The organism is Bordetella sputigena, from assembly GCF_965137885.1.
GTDB classification, from domain to species: Bacteria; Pseudomonadota; Gammaproteobacteria; order Burkholderiales; family Burkholderiaceae_B; genus Bordetella_C; species Bordetella_C sputigena.
Map to the genome: position 1 here is coordinate 84,069 of NZ_CBCSCA010000006.1, position 21,349 is coordinate 105,417.

Here is a 21,349-nt window from a genome sequence, read left to right on the forward strand (position 1 = left end):
GCTGCACCGGGCTTGTACACCGTGCAAGCCGGGGACACGCTTCAATCCATCGCACAAACGGCGTATGGCGATAGCAAGTTGTGGTATCTGATCGCGGATGCGAACGGATTGAGCGGCGATCGCGATATGCGTGTGGGTCAGGCGATCAACATCCCCAACCGCGTAGCTGGCAATAGAAACGACTACAAGACCTTCAAGCCTTACGACGCGGGAAAGATTATCGGCGACACCACGCCGACCATGCCCGTGCCAGAACCCGAAGACTCTGGGGGCGGTGGCGGCTGCGGCGGGATAGGCACCATTATCGTCGCGGTGGTGGCTGTCGTTGCGACGGTTTTCACCATGGGCGCACTCGCCCCTGTTACCGCGGCACTAGCCACATCGATTGGCACGGTCGCGGCGGGTGTCGCTACGGCTGCGGTTGCAGCCGCCGTGGGCAGCGTCGTCAGCCAAGGCGTAGGCATGGCGCTTGGGGTCCAGGACAAATTTAGCTGGAGCGCGGTCGGCACCAGCGCGCTTGCTGCAGGCGTCACCTATGGTGTGGGCGAAGGTCTCGGCGCTGCAGCCGAATCTTCCAATTCCACCCCTAAGTAACATCGGCAAAGCGCTTACCTCACCAAGCACCGGGTCGGCTATCGCACGTGTCGCGATCTCCAATACCCTGAGCCAAGGCGTCGCGATGGCAGTCGGCGCGCAATCCAGATTCAGTTGGGCCGGCGTTGCGGCAGCGGCTGTCGGCGCGGGCGTGGGAAGCAACGTCCGTACGGATCTGGGAAGTCGGTTTGGCGACAACCTTACCTCCCGTTTCGCTTCTGCCGTGGCAGCGGGTACGACGGTGTCCGTTCTATCTGGGGGCAAGGTGAACGCCATACAGGTGGCAACAGACGCTTTCGGGAATGCATTGGGAAATTCTGTTGTTGACCAACTGTCCCTAGGCGGTGACCTCAGCGGTCAAGATTACAGCGCTGGTTCAGGATTGGCCGCAGGTCATGGTCTCGGCTTGCGCGTCACGCAGGCCGATCTCGAAACCGTCGAGCCTCAAAGCCTACGTTACGGTGCCAACACGGACTCGTCGTATGTATCCTATGGATTCGACACGAACAGCGCGAAGCTTCCGACCCAGCTCTTGAGTGAGCCCGCCGCAATTGCGTCCGACTATCCGCGTAGCACCACCCCACCGGTAATGGTAGCCGCCGGATATGGGGGAACAACTGACTCCGGTTGGTCTGGTATCGACGAGGCTATGGCTTCCGGTCGCGCCGGGCGCGATTTTGCCACCGGCCTGCTGCGCAGCAGCGATGATCGGTCAGTAATGGATCCGCCTCCATCGGACGCGCAACACGCGGGATACATCGTTCACGACGGTATCGGAAAGGTCTTGAACGGGGTTAAAGAGGTCGCACTTGAATGGGCCGACCTTTTCCGAATGGGGTCGAACGCCTTGTCAGGGGGGCCTGCCTTTATGGCAGACACATCTGCCGGCCCACGCTCTGGGTCAGCAACATTTCAACCGTGGAGCCAAGCCGGAGTCGCTGCACAGAATGGCAGCCTGACCATTCAGGACCTCATACCTAATCCTTTGGCTCCTGTTGCGGAGATGGTGTTGCGGCCTACTTTGGGGATTGGGATACCGTGGCGCGCGAGGGTGTTGCGCTAGGGTTTGGCGCAGGTACAGGCTTGGTCATTGGGAAAGGTTTAGCTACAATAGGCGAAGGTATTGGCGGCATTGCGGGTGAGGCCACAAGACGCCTCGGGGATTCGTTTGCAGGTAACGTTGGCAATACCGCGCCTACTGTCGGTGGAACTGTCACCCATGCCCTGGAGGGCTGGACTCCTGCGCAGGTAGTGGCAGAGGCCAACCGCCTCGGACTCACCACCCCGCGCGACTCGTTCGTGCTCTGGTCTGGACTTGGAAAGGATGGGGTAAGCCAGTCGACGGCGTTCGCACAACGCGCAGGCGGCATGACGCTTGAGATGACGCCGGGCGGGCAGTGGCTCGATAGTCAACAGCTCTTCGGGGTGAACTCGCCGTTTACTCGTGCTGAAGCAACTGAAATCTGGGGTAAGGTTTCTCAAGCCGCAGCGGAACAAGCCAGCGGCCAAGTGCGCGCCGTGCTTGGTTCTGTCCGTCCCACGAGCGTTTTTCGGACGATAGAGTTACCAGCGCTCTCGACGAACCCGAACGTCACGGGCCTCGATGCCATCTATCTCAAACCGCGATACACCTTTGGGAACTGAATTATGTTTACTTGGCTGAACAAGCAAGGTGTGCAGAGCGACGAAGGCTTTGCGCTCCAATTCGTTGAGCGCTTCTCCGCCGAGTATCGGGAGGGCTCCAAGGTAATGGAGGTGGAAATTGAAGATGGCTTCCTCAATGGAAAACCCGCCGTCAACGTATCTCGCGAAGCCTTCAAGGCGTGGCAGGGTGATTCATCGACGCTTCCAGAAGATGTTCAGAAGCGCATTGCCGACAACTTTCGGCGTGCTTGCGAATTTCAGGGGCTGAGTGTCGTCTTCGATTGAATCGCGGCATACAAGACCGGCGTAGCTTGGCAATACCGGAGGTGCATGGGGCACCGGTCGAACGGGGCTGATCGACTTCAGCGCAGGCGGAGACATACCGCCGGGCTTCTATCGTGCGGACCCTGCTCAACTCCGCTTTACACAGTCCGATGCGAGCCCGTTTTTCTCTAAGGGCGGCACGGTCGACAGTCTCGTATCCGACCTCAGAGCCGGGAGGGTCACGGCGGACCAAGTCGGCGATCTGCTACAAGTCGTCATGCACGACTGGCTGCCGCTCTCGATCGACAATCGTCGTCTCGTCGCGTTCAACTTAGCGGGTGTCAAGGACGTTCCGATCCAAATCATGGACCTGGAAGACCCGGTTGTCGCCGCACGCTACTTTGACCGATTCGACCCGATTGGCGGTATTGGTCAGAACATCGTCATAACGCCGACTTCTGGTCGGACACCGGCGCAATTGATTATTCGGGACGCCGGCCTGATTAAGGGAGTTCAACTTGCCCATTGAGGCGAAGAAGGTTGCGACTGCTGCAGATTTTGTGGCTTGCCCGATTTGGCGCTATGACAATGAGGACGATCTCTACCACCCGGTGATGACTGGAGAAGAGCTTCCGGAATCGGAGCGAGCACTGTCGACCAGAGCCACATGGGAAGTCGTTCGACGGCTACGTCGTAGGAATCAAGCGCGTGTTTTCCTTCGGCCTATTTGGCGGCGAGCGCACATTTCACGTGAACATGAGTCTGGTCGCTCTCTCCAGAAAGCAGTTGGAAGCCTTTCTCAAAACGCAGCCCGGCATGACGGATATATCGGTCGAGGCGATGTTCCCGCTGGAGTACAAGACGACGATCAACAAGGACGCGTCCGTTGACTTCGGTGGACACTTTGAGCGGCTGGGCAAGGCGAATCAGTAGTAGCAATTGCACGGCGGAAGGCCGTCTAGTCCGCACGATCACCGCATCTACGCCCCACCCCATCGGGTTGAATTTTGACGTGGTACTTGCAGGCCTGCGCGGACGCACGGGTGCAAGCAAGAGGTGCTGGCGAACGAAAATTGAGCGAACGCTCGCTTCAAGGTTGAGGCCACGGGCGTTATGAACATCAGCGATGGGCCCGGAAGACCCAGCTCGGGAAGGGTTGTGCATTGGACATCTTCAGCGCAAACCTGCTGGACTTCGTGCCGTTGAACTAAGGCGACAGCAATGTATATCAATTACACTTGGCGAAAACGAGTCTACGAACTCGCGAAGCAACTGGCCGCCAAGGCAGTGCGCGCTGCCAAGGCCCAAGCGTTGACGCTCGGCGGCTAAACTTTTTAAAAGCTCTTCGGATAAGCAAAGGTGCTGTCGCCACGTTGGCGTGAGACGGCGCTAACCCGCATATCCGCACCGACATGTCCGACTCCGCGATCCAATGGCTTTGGGCGACGCCCGTATCTCACGTAAACCTGCTCGACTCCGGCGTCGTCGATCCATCCGTGCATCAAGCACTTCAAGACTTCGCCGCGGAGCACGAAGACGAGCTGGCGAACGACGAGCGGCGGTCCGCGACGGCGACTACCAAGTACACGCGCTACGACACCCAGGTTTTCGAGCGCACTCGCAACGACAACCTAGACGCGATACGCTCTATCATTCTGTCGCAATGCGACGCCTACGCGGCCGAGGTATATGGCGAGGCGATGCGAGAGTACGAGCAACGCGTCACGATGTGGTTCGTGGTCCAGCGCAACGGCCATGCGAAGGACGCGGTGCATGCGCACTACCACGAGGGGTCCGACCTGGCGTTCGTCTACTACCTGACGACGCCCAAGGATGGCAGCGGGCAGATCGCCTTGATGGACCCGCGCGGCCCGATCGGCCGTGGCGGGTTCGCGGTTCCGCGCCATAGCTTGATCAAGTTTATCGAGCCGCAGGAAGGCGACATGATTATCTTCCCGCGCTATCTGATGCACTACACCACGCCCAACACCGACACTCGAACGCGTCGAGTCATCGCAGGCAGTGTCGCGTACGAAGCGAAGCCTCGTAGCCAGGCTTGAGCCGTTCGCTCAGGAGACGAGAACAATTTTGGCAGCCAGCTGCGCGCTCTGTTCCGGAGCCAGGCCGGCGGTGTCAAGGACAGCGTCGCTGAAAGCGCGTGCTTGATAGCCTTCCCTATACATCTCGATGATGCGCTCTCGCTCGCCATCTGTGAGCTTCCGCGTCCCGCGATCACTGAGCGCGACCTCCAGCGGAGGCGCGAGCGTGAGCACGATAAAGCGTGCTCTCCGCCTCCCGGCGGCGACACGGAGCCGGTCGTAGTGCGCTTGGTCGAGAGGATAAGCGACGATCAGATAAGCCCCCGTAGCCTTGGCGATCTGGATTTCGATCCGGCACAAGGCGGCCTGGATCCTCACAGGAAGACTCGCGTCATCGGGCGCATCGTGATCATCGCCGTCGATGAAAGCAGCCTCTGGCAGAAGATCCGCCAAGGCTCGGCCGACCGAGGACTTTCCGCTGTTGATCGGGCCGTTGAGGTGAATGACGGTCAGCATTTTTTGGTTGCCTTCTTCGCTGAAAGAACGGCAGCGCTGTTCGCGTGACAGGCCGTTCGCTTTTGCCACCCGCGTCATTCCTTTCGCTCCTTGGCGTCGTGCGGTCATGCTCGATGACCATTAGCGCTACAGCCGATTACAACCGCTTCTATGTATGCTTGCCGATCGCCCGCGCGGCGCGGATCACCAGCGGTCCCAACTCGCCCCGCGCGCGCTCCAGCGACCATTGCGGCTTGGGGACCGAGATATTCACCGCCGCCACCGGTTCGCCGGCGTCGTCCAATATCGTCGCGGCGACATTCACATCCCCGGAATAGAACTCTTCATCCGCATAGGCGTAATGATCACGCCGCGCTTCGTCTATCAGCGCGCGCAGTGCGGCGGGGTCGGTGGTGGTACGGGGCGTGTGCTTGATGCGGGCGATGGCGCGCAGCTTTTTGTCCAGCTCCGCCGGCGGCAGGTGCGCCCATAGCGCGCGGCCTGATGCCGAAGCGACGCAGGGTATGCGCGTGCCAACGGGCATATAGACGGGAATGTGCTTGGCCGGCGCGACGCGCATGACGAAGACCATATTGTCCTGGTCGTCCGGCACCGAAAGGTTGACGATCTCGCCGCACTCCTGGTTCAACTGATGCATGACGGCATGCGCATGCTGAAAGAGCGGCTGGCGGTACAGGTAGCTGTAGCCCAGGCCCACGGCCTTCACGGTGGTGCTGTAGCGCTTGCTGCGTGGATCGCGGGTCAGGTAGCCGGTCTGCTCCAACGTATGGGCGACCCGTTGCGCGGAGCCCATGGTGATGCCGTTTTCCTTGGCGATTTCCTGCAGGCTCATCGACGCATGGGGTCGAAACGATGCCAGTACGGCCAGGCCTTTTTCCAGGGACTGGATCAACAAGGCGGATGCTTCGGGCACGGCGTCTCCTGAAAAAATTAGGGAAACCCTTACGTTGTTGCGCGGGATACCCCGCGTTATAAGTATCGCTATACGGATTTCATTATCGCATAGCGATAAAACAAAACAACAGGCTACACCGCGGCGAGGGTCCAGCTTGGATTCGAAAGAGATGTTCGACGTCGCCATCATCGGCGGCGGGGTGATCGGCGTGAGCACCGCCTATGCGCTGGCGCGCGCCGGCGTGCGCGTCGTCCTGTTTGAAAAGGCCACGCTGGCTTGCGAGCAGTCGTCGCGCAATTGGGGCTGGGTGCGCACCCTGAGGCGGGACTTGCCGGAAGTCCCCTTGGCGATCCGCTCCAATCAGTTGTGGGGCGATATCCAGACCCGTATCGACGTCGGCTTCCGGCGCACCGGCATGCTGTACCTGCAGGAAACCGACGCCGACGCCGCCGGCCATCAGGCGTGGATGGACCAGGCCGGCATCTACGGTGTCGATGCCGTCCAGTTGGACCGGCGCGCGACGCTCAAGCATATGCCGGAGTCCGGCCGCGCGTGGACAGGCGCGATGTATAGCGCCACCGATGGCGTGGCCGAGCCGCAGATGGCGGTGCAGGGCATCGCACAACTGGCACGTCGGGAAGGCGCTGTCCTTCGTGAACACTGCGCGGTGCGCGGCATCGAACGCGCCGCCGGACAGGTTTCAGCCGTCATCACCGAACAAGGCCGCGTATCCGCGCAGGCCGTCCTGGTCGCGGCGGGCGCATGGTCGCGGCTGTTCTGCGGCAACCTGGGCGCGGATTTTCCGCAACTCAAGGTGCGCGGGTCGGTGATACGCACGCAGCCCTTCGACGCGGGCCTGACGGCGGCCATCAACGGCAAGGACTTCACCTGCCGCAAGCGCGCCGACGGCGGCTACACCGTGTCGCAGTTCGGCGCCTCGATGGCCGATCTGGTGCCGGACAGCTTCCGGCTGATGCGGCACTTCATCCGCCCATGGCTGGCGAACAATACTTTCGTACGGCTGCGGTTCGGCAAGCGTTTCTTCGAAGAGCTGGCGACGCCGCGGCGGTTCGCGGCGGAAGACGTGTCGCCCTTCGAGCGCCATCGGGTGCTGGATCCGTTGCCTTCGCGCAGCGGCGTGCAGCAGGCCTGGCAGCGGTTGTCGGATGCCTTTCCGATCTTCAGGCAGGCCAGGATCGCGCAATCGTGGGCGGGCTATATCGACGTGACACCTGACGCGATGCCGGTGATGGACGCCGTCCCGGGACTTCCCGGCCTGTATCTGGCGTCCGGGTTTTCCGGGCATGGATTCGGCATCGGTCCGGCGGTCGGAGAGGCCATGGCGCAGTTGATCCAGGGCACGCAGCCCGCGGTCGACCTGAAGCCGTTCCGCTTTGGCCGCTATACGGAGTAGCCACGACGAAACGATCGGCGTGGCGCAGTACGCGCCCTCCCCCATGTGCCCAAGCGCGGCCAGAACGACGAACCAACAAACCACCATCCAGATCACGGAATCCACTCATGACCGACACTAGCGACCTGCACCGACGATCCACCATCATCGACGGCCTGGTTTTCTTCAGCGATGGCAGCGCGCGCGACATGCTGGCCGGCGGGGTCAGCGCCATCAACCTGACGGTGACCGACATGGGCTCGGATTTCGAGCAGGCGCTGAGGGACGCCATGACCTGGCGCGAACGCTGCGCCGCGCCCGACTCGCCCTGGCTGCTGGTGGAACGCGCCGAGGACATCGCCCGCGCGAAGCAAGCCGGCAAGCTCGGCCTGATCATGGGCTGGCAGAACGGCCGTCCGCTGGGCGACCAGATCGATCGCGTGGCCCTGTTCCATACCCTGGGCATCCGTGTCATCCAGCTGACCTATAACGAAGCCAATCTGCTGGGCGACGGCTGCCTGGAAAAGCGCAACGCCGGCCTGAGCGACCTGGGCATCAAGATGGTCAAGGAGATGAACCGGGTGGGCATCGCCATCGACCTCAGCCATTGCGCGCCGCAGACCTGCCTGGACGCGGCACGGCTTTCCAGCAAGCCGGTATTGCTGACGCACGCCAATGCCAATGCGGTGATCCCGCGCCCGCGCAACAAGTCCGATGAGGTCATCAAGGCGGTCGCCGAAACCGGCGGTGTGATCGGCTGCAGCATCCATGCCTATCTGAACTGGCGCGGCGATCCCAAGCAGCAGCCGACGCTGCAGGACTTCGTCGCCAATGTGCGCCATATCGGGCAACTGGTGGGCTACGAACACGTCGGCATCGGCACGGATTTTCCGTCGGTGGATACCTACGAGGCCGTACGCCATGTGATGGTGATGTCGCGCACCAAGTATGCGGCGTCGGGCGGCGATTTCTCGAACGCTTTCGGCGATGTCATGGAGGCGCGCTATCCGGTGGAAACGCCCACGCCGGTGCAGTTTCCCGAGTTTACCCACGCGCTGCACAAGGCCGGTTTGACCGACACGCAGATCATGGGCGTGCTGGGCGGCAACTTCCAGCGCGCGTTCGCGCAGAGCTGGAATCCCGCCTGACGCGCCGGCGGCCGAGCACGGACGATCGAATAAATTCACAGGGGAATCCAGATGACCGCATTATCGAAGACCCTCTCACGCAGTCTCGGTTGCGCGGCGTTCATTGCCATGAGCGCCGCGTCGCTGGTGTCGCGACCGGCGGCGGCGCAATCCGCCGACGCCTATCCCGCCTATCCCGTGCACATCGTCGTGCCCTATCAGGCCGGCGGATCCACGGACATCGTCATCCGCAAGTTCGCCGAACTCGCGGCGCCCAGGCTGGGCCAGTCCATCATCATCGAAAACCGCGGCGGCGCCGGCGCGACGCTGGGCGCGCGCGCCATCAAGACGGCCAAGCCGGACGGTTATATGCTGGCCATCCTGCCCAGTCCGGTGTTCCGCATGCCGCACATCCAGGACATGGGCTACGACCCGGTACATGACTTCACCTACATCATGATGCTTAGCGGCTACACGCTGGGCGTGGCCGTGCCGACCGATTCACCCTTCAAGACCTGGGCGGATTTCATCGGCTACGCCAAGGCGCATCCCAACGAGGTGACCTACGGGACCGCCAGCGTGGGCAGCGCCTCCAATGTGATGATGGAAGACATCGCCACGCGCAACGGCGTGACCTGGCGCCACATCCCCTACAAGGGCGAATCGGATGTGCTGACGGCGGTGATGGGCGGCCAGGTCACGGCCTACGCCGGATCCACCACGGTCCAGCCGCTCGTTCAGGCGAAAAAAATGCGCATGCTGGTAACGTGGGGCGGGAACCGCAGCGCGCAGTATCCGGAAGTCCCCACGCTGAAGGAATTGGACGGCACGCCGCCGGCCAACGCGCCCTTCGGCATCGCCGGCCCCAAGGGCATGCCGCCGCAGGTGGTGACCAGGCTGCGGACGGTATTCAAGCAGGTTGCCGAGTCCGAGCCGTTCAAACAGGTGCTGACGCAGTACGGACAGGAGCTGGTGTATATGGACGGCAAGGACTACGCCGCCTACGCGGCCAAGCAGTACGAGCTGGAAGCGGACATCGTGCGCAAGCTGGGGCTGGCGCAGAACAAGTAGCCGCATCAAGCAGGCGGGTTGCAGGGACAGGCCGTACAACGCAAAGCGATAACGCATAACGCTGCAAGGGGTTGTTCGATGATTAGTCCGGTACTTTCGATCTGGCGCACGGCGGCACGGCGCGCTTCTTTCACCATCCGGCAGCGCGTGCCGACGCGGCGACGCCTGCCCGCGCTGCTGGCCGCCGGCCTGCTCGTGTTGGGCGCGGCCCACACCGCATCGGCCCAGGCCGCCGACTGGCCCGACCGCCCCATACGCCTGATGGTGGGCTATCCGCCCGGCGGCGGCACCGATACGGTGGCCCGCGTGCTGGCGCAGCAGCTGTCCAAGGTGCTGCATCAATCCGTCATCATCGAAAACCGCGCCGGCGCCAGCAGCACCATCGCCGCGCAACAGGTGGCGCGCGCGGAACCCGACGGCTACACCGTGCTGTTCGCCACCGGCTCGCCGCTGACCGGCGCGCCGCTGACGATCAAGGGCCTCACATACGACCCCTTGAAGGACCTGGTCCCCGTCACGCTGATCGGCGGCGGGCCTTTCATCCTGGTCGCCAATCCCGCGTTCCCGCCGAATACCCTGCCCGAGCTGGTCGACTACGCGCGCGCCCATCCCGGACAGGTCAACTACGCCTCGCCCGGGATCAGCACGGCGAACTACTTCTTTGCCGAGGTGCTGAACCAGGACGCCAATATCAAGACGGTGCATGTGCCGTACAAGGGCAGCTCGGCGCTGATCAACGACACGATTGCCGGGCAGGTGCAGTACACGCTCGATACACCGGGCACCACCCTGCCCTTGATCCATGCGGGCAAGCTGAAGGCCTTGGCCATCTTCAGCAAGAAGCGGCTCGACCGGGCCCCTGATATTCCCACCACCGTAGAAGCGGGATACCCGCAACTGGTCGGGGGCTCCTGGTATGGACTGCTGGTGCCCAAGGGCACGCCGCCCGCCATCGTCGACGCGCTGTACAAGGCGACCAAGGAAGCGCTGACAGGCGACGAAGTGCGCCGCGCCATGGAGGCGCGCGACGTCATCATCCAGGGCAGCACGCCGGCGGAGTTCAAGGACTACATCCAGGCCGAATATACGAAGTGGAAGACGGTCACCGACAGGCTGGGCATCAAGCCGCAGTGATCCACCGGACAACATCGCGGCGTAGCGTGACGCGCGCGCAATGCAAGTGCAGGAGAACAGCATGGCGACCACCTCTTATGTCCCCGACCTGACCGCCGGCAGCGCGCCGCTGTCGATGCGGCCGACGCTGACCGGGCTGAATCACATGATCGCGGCGGGCCATTACCTGGCCACGCAGGCGGGCATGGATGTGCTGCAGGCCGGCGGCAATGCCGTCGATGCGGGTGTCGCGGCGGGCATCGCGCTGGGCGTGGTGCAAAGCGACATCGTCAACTTCGGCGGCGTCGCGCCCATCCTGGTTTACCAGGCGGAAACCCGCAAGGTGTGGAGCATTTCCGGACTGGGATACTGGCCCAAGGCCACGCGGCTGGAAGACTTCCTGAAGAAGCACAACGGCACCATCCCGGCCGGCGTATTGCGTACCGTGATTCCCGCGGCGCCGGACGCCTGGATCACCGCGCTGGAGCGCTTCGGCACCATGAGCTTCGGCGACGTCGCGGCGGGCGCCATCCGCCTGGCGCGCGAGGGCTTCGTGATGTACTCGCTGATGGCGGAGGTGCTGGAAGAGAACGCCAAAAACTACGCGCGCTGGCCGTCCAGCGCCGCGGTCTATCTGCCAGGCGGCAAGCCGCCGCCCGCCGGCGCCATCTTCCGCCAGACCGATCTGGCTTCCACCCTGCAGTACCTGGCCGACGAAGAGCGCGCGCATCAGGGCGAGGATCGCCTGGCCGGCCTGGCCGCCGCGCGCCGGGCCTTTTACGAAGGCGATATCGCCGCCGCCATCGTCAAGTACCACAAGGAAGAAGGCGGCCTGGTCACGCACGAGGACCTGCGCGATTTCCGTGTCGAAGTGGATCCGGCGCTGGTCACGGATTTCCACGGCACGCGCGTGCATAGCTGCGGCTTCTGGTGCCAGGGGCCGTCGCTGCTGCAGATGCTGAACATCCTGGAGCCGCGCGACCTGAAGGCGCTGGGCCACAACTCCGCCGCCTACGTGCATCTGCTGACCGAGACCATCAAGCTGGCATTCGCGGACCGCGAGGCGCACTACGCGGACCCGCGCCATACCGATGTGCCGCAGCAGGCGCTGCTGTCCAAGGAATACGCGCGGCAGCGGCTGGCGATGATAGATCCCGAGCGCGCCGGCCCCGATATGCCGCCCGCCGGGCGCCTGCCCAGCGCGCGCGATATCGAGTTGCGCGAAGCCCGACCTGGCGATACGGCGCGCACGGATCCGCGCCTGGATACCTCGTATGTGGCGGTGGTGGACAAGCATGGCAACGCCTTCTCCGCCACGCCCAGCGATGGTTCCTACAACTCGCCGGTCATTCCGGGCACCGGGCTGATCGCTTCCGGCCGAGGCAGCCAGTCGTGGGCCGAGGCGGGCCATCCCTGCGCCGTGGGTCCGGGCCGGCGTCCGCGCCTGACGCCCAATCCTGCCATGGCGATCCGGCCGGATGGCTATGTGATGCCCTTCGGTACGCCGGGCGGCGACGTGCAGGTGCAGGCGATGTTGCAGACCTTCCTGAATATCGAGGTGTTCGGGATGGAGCTGCAGCAGGCGATCGAAGCGCCGCGCTTCGCCAGCTTCAGTTTTCCCTCATCCTTCGAGCCGCATACCGCCGTGCCGGGGCGCTTGATGATCGAGGACCTGATACCCAGGGAAGTCGGCGACCGGCTGGCGGCCATGGGCCATTCCGTAAAATGGTGGCAGGACCGCAACTGGCGCGCCGGCGCGATGTGCGCGGTGCGGCATGACGTGCAAACCGGCATCCGCTGGGGCGGCGCCGATCCGCGGCGGCCGGCCTATGCCGCGGGGTGGTAAACGCGGGCATGGCCGTGGCGCTGCAATCGCGCGATAGCGCGGCCGCCACCGCGAGCCACCGCGCCACGCATGCCGATGTTGATGAAGATGTGTATGGACGAAGACCTGCTTGCCTATTGGAAACCACGCCTGGCGGAAATCGCCGCCCCCGCGGCGGCGGACGATGGCGCGCATGACCTGAATCACCTGCAACGCGTATGGTCGGTGGCACGGCGCATCCTGGACGACCACCCTGAAGCCGACGGGCTCGTCGTCCTGGCCGCGTGCTTCCTGCACGACCTGGTCAACCTGCCCAAGAACCACCCCGAACGTTCCAAGGCATCCGCCATGGCCGCCGCCCAGGCAACCCGCGCGCTGGCGGACGCCGGTTTCCCCGCCGACAAGCTGCCCGGCGTGGCCCACGCCATCGAAGCGCACAGCTTCTCCGCCGGCATCCCGCCGCGCACCCTGGAAGCCCGCATCGTCCAGGACGCCGATCGCATGGACGCCCTGGGCGCCATCGGCCTGGCCCGCATGTTCCACGTCGGCGGTCAACTGGGCCGTCCCCTGGCCCACGGCACCGACCCGCTGGCGGTCGGTCGCCCGCTCGACGACACCCAATACGCCCTCGACCACATCGAGGCCAAGCTGCTGCGCCTGCCCGCCACCCTGCACACCGCCGCCGCCCGCCGCATCGCCGAAACCCGCGCCGCCCGCCTGCGCCGCTTCCGCGACGAATTCGTCGCCGAATGGACGGGCGACGAGCAGGATCAGTGACGACGGCGCTCCCGTTGCCTGCTCCGCCGATGACGTCCGGCCGCTCGCCGCGGTAGGCGCACTTCCCCGCAAGTGCTTCAACACCCTCGGCGCCTTCAAAGCCACAGGTCGCGGTTGGCAAACTCGCGTCAATGACGCACTCAAGGACTGGCTGCGGACCCATCAGCCAGGCTGAATGCCGACTGTAATAGGCCATCGGCCGCTGCGTGCGATCGCCTGGCATGCGCAACGCGCTGCCCCGGATAATGGCAAACCGTCATTACTGCGCAACATGTCGATTCCGCCCACTCTCATTCGTCGTGGCAGGACGGCGCGATACCTTGCTCGTGCCGCGCCACATGAGGAGTCGCCATGGCACTGCAGCTGTATTTCCATCCGTTCTCGTCCTATTGCCAGAAAGTCCTCGTCGCCCTGTATGACCTGGGGCTCGGCTTCGAGCGCAATGTGATCGAAGGCGCCGACAGTCCGGCGGGCCGGCGCCTGGCGGCGCTGTGGCCGATGCAGCGCTTTCCCGTGCTGGTGGACGGCGACCGCACGGTGATCGAGTCGAGCTGCATCATCGAATACCTGGACCTGTATCACGCCGGCGCGTCGCGGATGATCCCGCACGATCCCAAGGCCGCGCTGGAAACGCGCTTCATGGACCGGTTCTTCGACAACTACGTCGCCACGCCGCAGATGCAGATCGTCTTCAACGCGCTGCGCCCGGAAGGCTCGCGCGATCCCCACGGCGTTCAGCAGTCCCGCGCGATGCTGGACACCTCCTACGCCTGGCTGGACCAGAAACTGGCGGGACGCGCGTGGGCGGCCGGCGACCGCTTCACCCTCGCGGATTGCGGCGCAGCGCCCTTCCTGTTCTACGCCGATTGGACGCATCCGATACCGGCGCATTGCGGCAATGTGCGCGCCTACCGCCAACGCCTGCTGCAGTACCCACCCTTCGCGCGCGCGGTCGAGGAAGCACGGCCCTACCGCGCGTGGTTTCCCCTGGGCGCGCCCGACCGGGACTGATGCGGCGCGCGGATGCTCATCGACGGAATCGATCGCCAGAGGCTGTTACCCTAAAACGGTATCGCAGCCCTGACCTATGAGGAGGATCCGCATGACCGATAACGTCTTCGGCGCTTTTTTCACTGATACGCTTTTCCTGGGAATTCCCCTTCTGAACTGGATCGTCGCGCTTGCGACGGCCTGCGTGGCGTTCGGCGTCGCGCGCTTCGCCGTCGGCTTCGTGCAACGCAGGTTGTACGCCCGCTCGCAGCTGGAGGGCGCCCATTTCAGCGCGATCGCCGCCGAAGTCGTCGCGGGCACCAGCAATATGCTGCTCGCCCTGGCCGCCCTGCTGATCGGCGCGAGTGTGCTGGATATGCCCGCCCGCTGGGCCGGCCGCATCGACGGCTTGTGGTTCGTCGTCGCCATCCTGCAGATCGCGCTATGGGCGCATCGCGGCATGGTGCTGGGCATGCGCCATTATTTCCACCGGCATGCGGCGCCGCAAGGCGGCCAGATCACGGCCCTGGCGGCGCTGTCGATCTGGGGCGCCAAGGTACTGCTGTGGGCCGTCGTACTGCTGGCGATGCTGTCGAACATGGGCGTCAATATCACCGCCTTCGTCGCCAGCCTGGGCGTGGGCGGCATCGCGGTGGCGCTGGCCGTGCAGAACATACTGGGCGACCTGTTCGCGTCGATGTCGATCGCCATCGACAAGCCTTTCGAGGTGAACGACTTCATCGTGGTGGGCACGCTGGCCGGTACGGTCGAACACGTGGGCCTGAAGACCACGCGCATCCGCAGCCTGGGCGGCGAACAGATCGTGATGTCCAACGCCAGCATGCTGACCGCCACCATCCAGAACTACAAGCGCCTGCGCGAACGCCGGGTCGTTTTCCAATTCGGCCTCAGCTACGAATGCACGGCGGAGCAGACGCGCGAGGTGCCCAACATTGTCGAGCGCATCATCCGCGCGCAGGACAAGACGCGCTTCGACCGTTCGCATTTCAAGGGCTTCGGCGAAAGCTCGCTGGATTTCGAGACGGTCTATATCGTGCTGGACCCGGGCTACAACCAATACATGGATATCCAGCAGGCCATCAATCTCGAAATGATGCAGGCTTTCGAAGAGCTGGGCGTGCGCTTCGCTCACCCCATGCGCACGCTGCACGTGGCGTCGCTGCCCGGCGCGCGGCGGCAGGACGACGATGCGCGCCGCCTGCGCGCCGATGCGCCGGGGCGCAGGCTCGACATATCAACGCAGGGCGCTTAGCGCACCGTGCCGTTCCCCGGCCTGCGCCGGACGAAGCGCTGTTCCGTGACCGGCTCGCCCCATTGCGAGCCGGCTGCTTCTTCCGCCAGCTGGAAGCCGGCGGATTCGTACAGATGCCGCGCGGCATCCAGGCCGCGGAAGGTCCATAGATAAGTCTCGTCGTACCATGCGTCGGCGAACGCCATGGCCCGCGCCAGCAAGCCGCGGCCGACGCCCCGGCCCTGCAAGCCGCCGTCCACGATGAACCAGCGCAGATGGGCCTCTCGCGTGGCCATGTCGCCGTCGATCGCTACGGATCCCAGCACGCGGCCCTGTTCGACGTAGAGCCACATACCCTTGCCTTGCGCGGGAAGCGATTCCGCGAAGGCCGCCAGCTCCGTTGCGACCTTGCGCTCGAAAAACACGCCGAAGCCTACGGTTGCGGCGTAATAGCGGGCATGCAAGGCGGCGACATCGCCGATACAGCCGGGCAGGTAGCCTTCGACGATGCGGCCTTCGCCATTACCGGCGGCTTCCATTCCGGTTTCCCATGGGCGGACATTGGCGCCGGCTTCGGCGCCCGCCCGCCCCACGGACGGCCCGGGGACGCCATCGTCGCAGTCCGCTACCCCAGCCATATTCGGATTGTCGCGGGACAAAGCCTCGCCATACAGCGCCAGCAGGCGCAGCAGCGCCTGCTGATCGCCCGGCGCCAACTGCCGCAGCGCCTTGGACACCTGATCGGTCGCGAAGCGATCGATGCGCGCACGCAAGGCCGCGCCCTGGCGCGTCAGGTACAGCCGCGCCGCCCGGGCGTCGTCCGGATCGCTCTCCCGCCGCAGCAGGCCGGCGGCTTCCAGCTTGGCGACCTGCCGGCTGGCATTGGATTTGTCCAACCGCAGCAAGGCGGCCAGGTCGCGCGCCTGTATGCCGGGCGTCAAACCGACTTCAATGATGGCGTGCACCGCGGAAGGCGCCAAGCCGCTGTCGGCCAGGTGCGGACGCATAAAGCCCAATTCCCGCACCAGCCTGCGCGACAGTTCGCGCACCTGCCTGATGGTCTGCTCGCGCGACTGCCCCAACTCTTCGATGACGTCCATGGTGCCCCAACCCGGCGCCGCTGGATGACGCCCGCTATAAGTTGCGTTTCGCAACCAATATACCAGCCGCGGGGCATACCGGCAATTTTCGCGACATCAAGCCAGGGTGGATCGCCCGGTCTCCGGCCGAACCGGCGGGCGCGGAAACAAGGGCCGTGTCGCCAATGCGATGAGGCCGGCCAGCGTCCAGACACCCGCCCATGACGTCGCCGCCAGCACGTAGGGAATGGACACGGGGGCCAGGAACAGGCTCAGGTAGACCAGGGTATTGCACATGCCCAGCGCGGTGCCGGCGCGCGCCGAGCCCGCCAGCGTGGCCAGTTCCGTGTAGGCGACGCCGTGCCATGCCGAGACCGCGACGCCCGCCGCGATGATGGCGGCGATGAGCAGCGGCGCGGGTGCGTTCGCGGCGGTTGCCAGCGCGAGCACGGCAAAGGCGGCGGCCGCGATCAGCACGACGGTGCGCACGTAGGCGCGCCGGTTGTGATGCACGTCGGTGTAATGGCCGCTCCATACGCGCAGGACCATCGCCCCCAGTTGCACCGCCACCATGGCGAAGGTCGTGCCGGCGATGCCCACGCCACCGAAGTCGTGCAGATAGACGGTCGCGAAGCTGAGCACCGCGAACTGCGAAAGACACAGCACGCCTATCGCCAGGACGATGCGCCGGATCGCCGGATCGCGGAGCGGGCTCTTTCGCGACGCCGCGACGGTCGTCCCCGTTCGGCGAGCACGGGAGGGCGCACCGGTATCCGGGATTGCCGGGCCGCCCGGGGAGCGCGGCGTCTCCGCGCCCACGCGGGCCGCGTGCGGCGCGCGCACCGGCTCCGCGTCCTCGCGAGGGTCGTACAGCCACCGCCATGCCAGCAGCAGCGCGGCGGCGCACATCGCCACCAGCACGCCATACACCGCGCGAAAGCCGTTCGCCGACGCCAGCCACGGCAGCAGCAGCGCGCCCAGGCCGCCGCCCAGCGGCACGGCGGTCTGGCGGATGCTCATGGCCAGGCCACGCTCGCCTTCCCTGAACCACCGCATGATGGCGCGGCCGCTGGAGCCGTTGACGCTGCCGCCGGCCAGGCCGACCAGGCACATCAAGGCCAACAGCCAGTGGAACGCCGGGATGACACCGTCGGACGGCACCATCAGCACCGCCATGGCCAACAGGGCCAGCGTCGTCGCGCCCAGCCCCACGAGCAGTACGGGCCGGTCACCCCAGCGATCGGTCGCCATGCCCCAAGGCAATTCGGTGAGCGCCACGCCCAAGCCTATGGCGCCCAGTGCGACGCCCAGCGAGGCATCGTCCAGCCGGTATCCGGAGCGCAGCCAGATCGCGGTGGTCGGTATGCCGGCGGCGGCCGCGGAAAAGCTGACGTTGGCGGCGACGCCGGCGGCCAAGACCTTCCAGCGATGTTCGGGACCCAGCGCGACGCGCGTCGAGGCGGCCCTGGCCATCGGCCGCGCCGGGGTACTTGCGGTGGTGGAGCTCATCTCGATGCCCTCCGGGATAGTGCGGATGGCATTAGTCTGGCGGCTTCCAACCATTCTGAAAATCACATAATATTCATCGAACAGTTCGATAAAACAGGATGCTCACATGCAAGTGAACCTGGACATCGCGGCGCTGCGCACGCTGGTCATCGGCATGGACCTGGGCAGTTTCGCCAAGGCGGCGGACCGGGTGGGCCGCTCGACCTCCGCCGTCAGCGCGCAAATCAAGAAGCTGGAGGATCAGGCCGGCGCCCCGCTATTCAAGAAAGCCGGCCGCGGCCTCGCCTTGACCGACGCCGGCGAAGTCATGCTGGACTATGCGCGCCGCCTGGTCGGCCTGAACGATGAAGCCGCGGTGGCCACGCGCGGCCTGGACATGGAAGGCTGGATCCGCCTGGGCCTGCAGGAAGACTTCGGCGAGGCGCTTCTGCCGCAGCTGCTGGGGCGCTTCGCCCGCGCCCACCCCAAGGTCCGCATCGAGGCCCGCGTGGCACGCAACACCGAACTGCGGGAGCGCTTCGATGCCGGGCAGCTGGATCTGGCCCTGCTGTGGAACAGCACGACGGGAACTGAAGGCGCGCGCGCCCGCGCGCGGCGCGCGGACACCGGCGCGGGACATGGCCCGGTCGAGCGGCTCGCCCGTCCGCGCATGTGCTGGATAGGATCAGCCGCGCTGCCGTGGCGGCCGGAGTCCGGCGAGCCGGTGCCCCTGATCGCCTTCGACCGGCCTTGCCAGTTCACGCAGGCCGCCACCACGGCGCTGGATCGCGCGCGCATCCCCTGGCGGCTGGTCTTCACCAGCCCCAGCCTGAGTGGCCTGTGGGCCGCGGCGGCCGCCGGCCTGGGCATCAACGTGCGTACGCCTTACGGCCTCCCGGCGTCGGTGCGCCCGCTGGACGCCAAGGCAGCGGGCTTGCCGGCGCTGCCCGCCATTCCCCTGCTGCTGTTGAAGCATCCCGGCGAAAGCCAGCCGCTGGCGGACCGGCTCGCGGCGATGATGCGCGAACACATGGATAGCGAAATAGAACCGCGCCCGCATGGGTGAGAAAGACCGGCTCCGCGGCCGAACCGCCGATGGGCCGCGTGCCGCTGTCTTCCAGCTTGGCCGCCACGGTCTTGTCATGGACGGCCTCCACGAAAGCCCGCTCCAGCTTCGCGCGCACCTCCGCGGGCATGTGTCGCGCCGCCGGGATACTATCGGGATCGCCCGTCGCGCGCCGGCCCCTTGCGCGCGCATCCAGTCCCTTTACCCATGACGCATACGCATACGCCGGGCGCCAGCCCATCCGCGCTCGACCCCATCCTGCAACGCACGCTGCGCGCCATCCGTCGCCGCCGCGAACACGGCTTCCATTTCGCCGGCAACTTCCTGGCGGTATCCTTCGACCGCGTTACCGTGGAAGACAGCCTGGTCAGCATGAAGGCGGACTGCCACGCCCGGGACGGCGCGATCGACGGCACCGCGCTGGGCGTGCTGGCCGACCTGGCCCTGGCCGCGCCCGTGCGCGCGGCCCTGCCCGCCGACACCCGGCTGGCCACGGTCAATATGCAGCTGCAGCTGACCGGCGCTCCCTGCCACGCCCCCGTCACCGCCAGCAGCAGCTTTCACGGCTACGTCCATGGCGCCGCCGGCCGCCAGGCCATCAGCCGCGTCACCCTGCACGGCGCCGGCCGGGAAATCGGCCTGGGCACCGCCACTTTCATGGTGCTGGACCTGCCCGCCGGCACGCCCATCCCCTTCCTGACGCCGGTCGATCCGGCGCAGGACGAGGCTCCGCTGCTCGACCCGGATGCGGACCTGAATCCGGACGAGCGCGCCGTCTACGAGCACGTCAGGATGGCGCTGCGCGACAGCCGGGCCGGCGACGGTTTCGCCGACCGGCTATGGGGCTACCGCGCTCGCCAGCGCGAGGGCGGCGCATCGGGCACGCTGGGCAACGGGCCCCATATCGGCAATCGGGTGGGACATGTGCAAGGAGGCGTACTGCTGGGCTTCGCGCAAACCACCGCGCAGGCCGCGCTGGGTGAAGGCTGGGCAATGAGCAGCATCACCGCCACCTACGTCAGCCCCGGCGAAGGCCGCGAACTGAAAGCGGAGGCCGATATCGTCCACCAGGGCCGCACCACCGCCGTGACGCGCGTCGCCATCGCCACCGAGGCGGGCAAGCGGGTGCTGGAAGTACTGGCCACGCATTCGCTGAGCGGCGCGAGGCCCTGACGCCGCCAAGCCGCCGCGCACCGCGTGACACACGGACGCCGGCGCGGGCTGGCCGGCCAGGGCCGCTATCATTGACCTTCAAAGCACACACAGCATCCATACGCCCATGAAAATCGCCACCTTCAACATCAATGGCATCGGCGCGCGCCTGCCCAACCTGCTGCGCTGGCTCGAAGAAACCCGGCCCGACGTGGCCTGCCTGCAGGAACTGAAGGCGCCGCAGGAGAAGTTCCCCGAAGCCGCCATCCGCGACGCCGGCTATGGCGTCATCTGGCATGGCCAGAAAAGCTGGAACGGCGTCGCCATCCTGACCCGCGGCTGCGACCCGGTCGAATCGCGCCGCATCCTGCCGGGGGACGATGAAGACCTGCAGAGCCGCTACATCGAGGCCACGGTGCAAGGCATCGTCGTCGGCTGCCTGTACCTGCCCAACGGCAATCCCGCGCCGGGACCCAAGTTCGACTACAAGCTGAAATGGATGGAGCGCCTGATGACCCATGCCGCCGGCATGGTCGACAGCGGCCAGCCCACGGTGCTGGCGGGCGACTACAACGTCATACCCACCGACCTGGACGTCTACAAACCCGAGCGCTGGGTCGACGACGCCCTGTTCCGCCCCGAGTCGCGCGCGGCCTTCGAAAAGCTGATCGCCCAAGGCTGGACCGACTCGCTGCGCGCCTGCCATCCCGATGCCCGCATCTACACCTTCTGGGATTATTTCCGCAATGCCTATGCGCGCAACGCTGGCATACGCATCGACCATCTGCTGCTGAATCGCACGCTGGCGCCGCGTTTGCTGGACGCCGGCGTGGACCGCGACGTGCGGGGCTGGGAAAAAGCCAGCGACCACGCGCCCACCTGGATCACCCTGAAGCCCGCCTGAACCGCCTTCGATCGCCGGGACCGCCTGTTCCGGCGCCGGCTCCGCCGTCCCGTCCCGGGCTCGGCCACTGTTCCGGAATCTCGCCGTATCAATTCCGCGTTGCACAGTTTATCGAACCGCGCCTGCCCGTTTATCGTGATCGCACGCATGAAACGCCATG

General features: G+C 65.4%; 22 protein-coding genes and 1 pseudogene. 19 read left to right on the forward strand and 4 right to left on the reverse strand.

Translation table 11 applies throughout. The features are described from left to right. Window positions 1-12 precede the first annotated feature (12 nt). The 7 genes from ACNA0R_RS13270 to ACNA0R_RS13300 all read left to right on the forward strand — a co-directional run bounded on the left by ACNA0R_RS13270 (window position 13) and on the right by ACNA0R_RS13300 (window position 4,562). A complete protein-coding gene (locus ACNA0R_RS13270) occupies window positions 13-594 on the forward strand; it encodes a LysM peptidoglycan-binding domain-containing protein (RefSeq protein ID WP_415826482.1) in 582 nt (193 codons plus the stop codon). Next, a complete protein-coding gene (locus tag ACNA0R_RS13275; RefSeq protein ID WP_415826483.1) occupies window positions 536-1,657 on the forward strand; it encodes a hypothetical protein in 1,122 nt (373 codons plus the stop codon). Before ACNA0R_RS13270 ends, ACNA0R_RS13275 begins: the two co-directional genes overlap by 59 nt. A gap of 20 nt (window positions 1,658-1,677) precedes the next feature. Further along, window positions 1,678-2,238 (forward strand): hypothetical protein, encoded by a 561-nt coding sequence (locus ACNA0R_RS13280; RefSeq protein ID WP_415826484.1) that lies wholly within the window; start codon window positions 1,678-1,680, stop codon window positions 2,236-2,238. Window positions 2,239-2,241: 3 nt separating this feature from the next. Next, the gene (locus ACNA0R_RS13285) at window positions 2,242-2,523 is read left to right on the forward strand and encodes a hypothetical protein (RefSeq protein ID WP_415826485.1); all 282 of its coding nucleotides are present in this window, start codon (window positions 2,242-2,244) and stop codon (window positions 2,521-2,523) included. Window positions 2,524-2,779: 256 nt separating this feature from the next. Further along, window positions 2,780-3,031, forward strand: coding sequence for a hypothetical protein (locus tag ACNA0R_RS13290; protein WP_415826486.1), 252 nt, complete (start codon window positions 2,780-2,782; stop codon window positions 3,029-3,031). A 179-nt stretch (window positions 3,032-3,210) separates the two neighbouring features. Beyond that, window positions 3,211-3,435, forward strand: a complete 225-nt coding sequence (locus ACNA0R_RS13295; protein WP_415826487.1) for a hypothetical protein — start codon at window positions 3,211-3,213, stop codon at window positions 3,433-3,435. A gap of 479 nt (window positions 3,436-3,914) precedes the next feature. After that, window positions 3,915-4,562 (forward strand): putative 2OG-Fe(II) oxygenase, encoded by a 648-nt coding sequence (locus tag ACNA0R_RS13300; protein WP_415826488.1) that lies wholly within the window; start codon window positions 3,915-3,917, stop codon window positions 4,560-4,562. Between the two features lie 9 nt (window positions 4,563-4,571). Here the strand turns inward: ACNA0R_RS13300 and ACNA0R_RS13305 are convergent, their stop codons facing one another. After that, window positions 4,572-5,135, reverse strand: a complete 564-nt coding sequence (locus ACNA0R_RS13305; protein ID WP_415826489.1) for a helix-turn-helix domain-containing protein — start codon at window positions 5,133-5,135, stop codon at window positions 4,572-4,574. 70 nt (window positions 5,136-5,205) lie between these two features. Further along, on the reverse strand, window positions 5,206-5,970 hold the full coding sequence (locus tag ACNA0R_RS13310; protein ID WP_415826490.1) for an IclR family transcriptional regulator: 765 nt from the start codon (window positions 5,968-5,970) through the stop codon (window positions 5,206-5,208). A 136-nt stretch (window positions 5,971-6,106) separates the two neighbouring features. Between ACNA0R_RS13310 and ACNA0R_RS13315 the strand changes: the two genes are divergently transcribed. The 9 genes and pseudogenes from ACNA0R_RS13315 to ACNA0R_RS13355 all read left to right on the forward strand — a co-directional run bounded on the left by ACNA0R_RS13315 (window position 6,107) and on the right by ACNA0R_RS13355 (window position 15,521). After that, on the forward strand, window positions 6,107-7,366 hold the full coding sequence (locus ACNA0R_RS13315) for an NAD(P)/FAD-dependent oxidoreductase (RefSeq protein WP_415826491.1): 1,260 nt from the start codon (window positions 6,107-6,109) through the stop codon (window positions 7,364-7,366). A gap of 107 nt (window positions 7,367-7,473) precedes the next feature. Then, window positions 7,474-8,493, forward strand: coding sequence for a dipeptidase (locus tag ACNA0R_RS13320; RefSeq protein WP_415826492.1), 1,020 nt, complete (start codon window positions 7,474-7,476; stop codon window positions 8,491-8,493). Window positions 8,494-8,544: 51 nt separating this feature from the next. Then, window positions 8,545-9,543 (forward strand): tripartite tricarboxylate transporter substrate binding protein, encoded by a 999-nt coding sequence (locus ACNA0R_RS13325; protein ID WP_415826493.1) that lies wholly within the window; start codon window positions 8,545-8,547, stop codon window positions 9,541-9,543. A gap of 78 nt (window positions 9,544-9,621) precedes the next feature. After that, a complete protein-coding gene (locus ACNA0R_RS13330; protein ID WP_415826494.1) occupies window positions 9,622-10,677 on the forward strand; it encodes a Bug family tripartite tricarboxylate transporter substrate binding protein in 1,056 nt (351 codons plus the stop codon). A 61-nt stretch (window positions 10,678-10,738) separates the two neighbouring features. Next, the gene (locus ACNA0R_RS13335) at window positions 10,739-12,502 is read left to right on the forward strand and encodes a gamma-glutamyltransferase family protein (RefSeq protein ID WP_415826495.1); all 1,764 of its coding nucleotides are present in this window, start codon (window positions 10,739-10,741) and stop codon (window positions 12,500-12,502) included. An 87-nt stretch (window positions 12,503-12,589) separates the two neighbouring features. Beyond that, window positions 12,590-13,258: an HD domain-containing protein gene (locus tag ACNA0R_RS13340; protein ID WP_415826751.1), complete on the forward strand. Its 669-nt coding sequence runs from the start codon at window positions 12,590-12,592 to the stop codon at window positions 13,256-13,258. 91 nt (window positions 13,259-13,349) lie between these two features. After that, window positions 13,350-13,433, forward strand: a pseudogene (locus ACNA0R_RS13345) (BrnA antitoxin family protein); the annotation flags it as partial. Window positions 13,434-13,609: 176 nt separating this feature from the next. Further along, entirely contained in the window at window positions 13,610-14,269 is a 660-nt protein-coding gene (locus ACNA0R_RS13350) for a glutathione S-transferase family protein (RefSeq protein ID WP_415826496.1), read from the forward strand. A gap of 91 nt (window positions 14,270-14,360) precedes the next feature. Further along, a complete protein-coding gene (locus ACNA0R_RS13355) occupies window positions 14,361-15,521 on the forward strand; it encodes a mechanosensitive ion channel family protein (protein WP_415826497.1) in 1,161 nt (386 codons plus the stop codon). Here ACNA0R_RS13355 and ACNA0R_RS13360 read toward each other — a convergent pair. Together ACNA0R_RS13360 and ACNA0R_RS13365 are read right to left on the reverse strand one after the other, a co-directional pair. Continuing rightward, window positions 15,518-16,600, reverse strand: coding sequence for a bifunctional helix-turn-helix transcriptional regulator/GNAT family N-acetyltransferase (locus ACNA0R_RS13360; RefSeq protein WP_415826498.1), 1,083 nt, complete (start codon window positions 16,598-16,600; stop codon window positions 15,518-15,520). The two genes, ACNA0R_RS13355 and ACNA0R_RS13360, sit on opposite strands and share 4 nt — an antisense overlap. Before the next feature lie 96 nt (window positions 16,601-16,696). After that, window positions 16,697-18,088 (reverse strand): MFS transporter, encoded by a 1,392-nt coding sequence (locus ACNA0R_RS13365; RefSeq protein WP_415826499.1) that lies wholly within the window; start codon window positions 18,086-18,088, stop codon window positions 16,697-16,699. Between the two features lie 106 nt (window positions 18,089-18,194). On the opposite strand from ACNA0R_RS13365, the gene ACNA0R_RS13370 reads away from it, so the two are divergent. The 3 genes from ACNA0R_RS13370 to xth all read left to right on the forward strand — a co-directional run bounded on the left by ACNA0R_RS13370 (window position 18,195) and on the right by xth (window position 21,189). Next, window positions 18,195-19,133, forward strand: coding sequence for a LysR substrate-binding domain-containing protein (locus ACNA0R_RS13370; RefSeq protein WP_415826500.1), 939 nt, complete (start codon window positions 18,195-18,197; stop codon window positions 19,131-19,133). 207 nt (window positions 19,134-19,340) lie between these two features. After that, a complete protein-coding gene (locus ACNA0R_RS13375) occupies window positions 19,341-20,306 on the forward strand; it encodes a PaaI family thioesterase (protein WP_415826501.1) in 966 nt (321 codons plus the stop codon). 106 nt (window positions 20,307-20,412) lie between these two features. Further along, window positions 20,413-21,189 (forward strand): exodeoxyribonuclease III, encoded by a 777-nt coding sequence (xth, locus tag ACNA0R_RS13380; RefSeq protein ID WP_415826502.1) that lies wholly within the window; start codon window positions 20,413-20,415, stop codon window positions 21,187-21,189. Window positions 21,190-21,349 lie beyond the last annotated feature (160 nt).

Coding starts and splice junctions, on each gene's coding strand:
- ACNA0R_RS13370 (WP_415826500.1), top strand. CDS start 18,195: ATGCAAGTGAACCTGGACATCGCGGCGCTGCGCACGCTGGTCATCGGC.
- ACNA0R_RS13320 (WP_415826492.1), top strand. CDS start 7,474: ATGACCGACACTAGCGACCTGCACCGACGATCCACCATCATCGACGGC.
- ACNA0R_RS13325 (WP_415826493.1), top strand. CDS start 8,545: ATGACCGCATTATCGAAGACCCTCTCACGCAGTCTCGGTTGCGCGGCG.
- ACNA0R_RS13300 (WP_415826488.1), top strand. CDS start 3,915: ATGTCCGACTCCGCGATCCAATGGCTTTGGGCGACGCCCGTATCTCAC.
- ACNA0R_RS13365 (WP_415826499.1), bottom strand. CDS start 18,088: ATGAGCTCCACCACCGCAAGTACCCCGGCGCGGCCGATGGCCAGGGCC.
- xth (WP_415826502.1), top strand. CDS start 20,413: ATGAAAATCGCCACCTTCAACATCAATGGCATCGGCGCGCGCCTGCCC.
- ACNA0R_RS13335 (WP_415826495.1), top strand. CDS start 10,739: ATGGCGACCACCTCTTATGTCCCCGACCTGACCGCCGGCAGCGCGCCG.
- ACNA0R_RS13350 (WP_415826496.1), top strand. CDS start 13,610: ATGGCACTGCAGCTGTATTTCCATCCGTTCTCGTCCTATTGCCAGAAA.
- ACNA0R_RS13340 (WP_415826751.1), top strand. CDS start 12,590: ATGTGTATGGACGAAGACCTGCTTGCCTATTGGAAACCACGCCTGGCG.
- ACNA0R_RS13275 (WP_415826483.1), top strand. CDS start 536: ATGGTGTGGGCGAAGGTCTCGGCGCTGCAGCCGAATCTTCCAATTCCA.
- ACNA0R_RS13290 (WP_415826486.1), top strand. CDS start 2,780: ATGCACGACTGGCTGCCGCTCTCGATCGACAATCGTCGTCTCGTCGCG.
- ACNA0R_RS13375 (WP_415826501.1), top strand. CDS start 19,341: ATGACGCATACGCATACGCCGGGCGCCAGCCCATCCGCGCTCGACCCC.
- ACNA0R_RS13285 (WP_415826485.1), top strand. CDS start 2,242: ATGTTTACTTGGCTGAACAAGCAAGGTGTGCAGAGCGACGAAGGCTTT.
- ACNA0R_RS13360 (WP_415826498.1), bottom strand. CDS start 16,600: ATGGACGTCATCGAAGAGTTGGGGCAGTCGCGCGAGCAGACCATCAGG.
- ACNA0R_RS13355 (WP_415826497.1), top strand. CDS start 14,361: ATGACCGATAACGTCTTCGGCGCTTTTTTCACTGATACGCTTTTCCTG.
- ACNA0R_RS13305 (WP_415826489.1), bottom strand. CDS start 5,135: ATGACGCGGGTGGCAAAAGCGAACGGCCTGTCACGCGAACAGCGCTGC.
- ACNA0R_RS13330 (WP_415826494.1), top strand. CDS start 9,622: ATGATTAGTCCGGTACTTTCGATCTGGCGCACGGCGGCACGGCGCGCT.